A 1,588-nucleotide genomic window follows, 5' to 3' on the forward strand; every position below is an offset into this window, starting at 1 on the left:
CGTTACCCACAAGCTGAAAACCCACCGCACATTTTAGCACTTTCGGTTTTTTCCGAAACACAAATCCAACGCTAAAAAACCAAAAGAGCTAAAATTTTCCCAACGTTTAAGAATTATGTATTTAAGTATTTGCTTAAATAAGAAATAAATGTAACTTTGCGATATGGAAAATAATTCTTGCATAAGACAACAAGCCGATATTGAGCAAATAAATCGTTGCAAAGACACAGTTTCGGAATTAAGCGAATCGTTCGACTATTTGGCGAACGGACTTTCATTAGTCGGAAATAGCGTTCGCCTGAAAATACTTTACCTACTCTTTGAGGAAAAAAGACTTTGCGTTTGTGATTTAAGCGATATTCTTGGAATGAACATTTCTGCAATCTCTCAACATTTGAGGAAAATGAAAGACAGAAATTTAATAGAAACGGAAAGAGAAGCTCAAACAATATTTTACTCATTGACAGCGGAATACGAAAAAATGTTAAATCCGTTCTTTGAGATACTTGATAAAAACAAAATTTTAGAAACGATATGAAAAGTGATAACAAATTAATTGGTGCAGGTTTATTAACCGCAATTACAGCTTCATTATGTTGTATTACACCAGTTTTGGCTCTAATCGCAGGAACGAGCGGAATTGCTTCAACATTTTCTTGGATAGAACCTTTTAGACCTTATTTAATAGGACTGACAATTTTAGTTCTCGGTTTTGCTTGGTATAAAAAATTAAAACCTCGTAAAGAAATTGACTGCGACTGCGAAACGGACGAAAAACCAAAATTTATTCAATCAAAAAAGTTTTTAAGAATTGTAACCGTATTTGCAATTGTAATGTTGGCTTTCCCATATTATTCTGAAATTTTTTACCCAAACACAGAAAAACAAATAATTGTAGTTGACAAATCGGACATTAAAACCACTGAATTCAAAATCAGCGGAATGACTTGTGCGAGTTGCGAAGAACACGTAAATCACGAAGTAAATAAACTCAATGGAATTGTAAATTCAAGAGCGTCCTACGAAAATGGAAATGCAATCATTGAGTTTGACAAAACCAAAACCAATAAAACGGAAATCGAGAAAGCAATTAACTCAACAGGTTATAAAGTAACCGACAAAAAAGAAAACTAATGGAAGTTCAATTAAAATCAGAAATTACTTGTCCAAATTGTGGACATAAAAAAGTAGAAGAAATGCCAACAGAATCCTGTCAATTCTTTTACGAATGTGAGAATTGTAAAAAAGTATTACGACCAAACGAAGGCGATTGTTGTGTCTATTGCAGTTTTGGTTCAGTAAAATGTCCTTCAATACAACAGAAAGAAAGTTGTTGCTAAAAAGCCAACGCTAAAAGCCATACACATTTGCAATTCGCACGAGCCAATGCTACGCCAAAAATTGCAAAAGAGTATGTCTTTGCCAACGCTGAAAACCAAGCTGAACGGAATAAAGCCAGTGGGTAACAACGTATATAAAAAATAGCGGTTTAGGTGCTAACCTGAACCGTTTTTGCATTTAATTAAGTATCTTGCTTTCCGAAAATTTAGTGCTTAAAATCCGCTACTTTTCATATACAAGACCGTTG

General features: G+C 33.9%; 3 protein-coding genes. All 3 read left to right on the forward strand.

Going from position 1 to position 1,588, the window contains the following annotated elements:
• Positions 1–163 precede the first annotated feature (163 nt).
• From FT993_RS01220 to FT993_RS12445, 3 genes are read left to right on the forward strand one after another with little or no spacing between them, the layout of a single operon-like run.
• Positions 164–538, forward strand: a complete 375-nt coding sequence (locus tag FT993_RS01220) for a metalloregulator ArsR/SmtB family transcription factor (protein WP_147860722.1) — start codon at positions 164–166, stop codon at positions 536–538.
• Entirely contained in the window at positions 535–1,134 is a 600-nt protein-coding gene (gene merTP, locus FT993_RS01225) for a mercuric transport protein MerTP (RefSeq protein ID WP_147860723.1), read from the forward strand. The genes FT993_RS01220 and merTP overlap by 4 nt, the downstream gene beginning before the upstream one ends.
• Positions 1,134–1,340 (forward strand): GDCCVxC domain-containing (seleno)protein, encoded by a 207-nt coding sequence (locus tag FT993_RS12445; protein WP_147860724.1) that lies wholly within the window; start codon positions 1,134–1,136, stop codon positions 1,338–1,340. Before merTP ends, FT993_RS12445 begins: the two co-directional genes overlap by 1 nt.
• Positions 1,341–1,588: the final 248 nt, after the last annotated feature.

It is taken from the genome of Mesonia sp. HuA40, assembly GCF_008017835.1.
In the GTDB taxonomy this organism is placed as follows: domain Bacteria; phylum Bacteroidota; class Bacteroidia; order Flavobacteriales; family Flavobacteriaceae; genus Mesonia.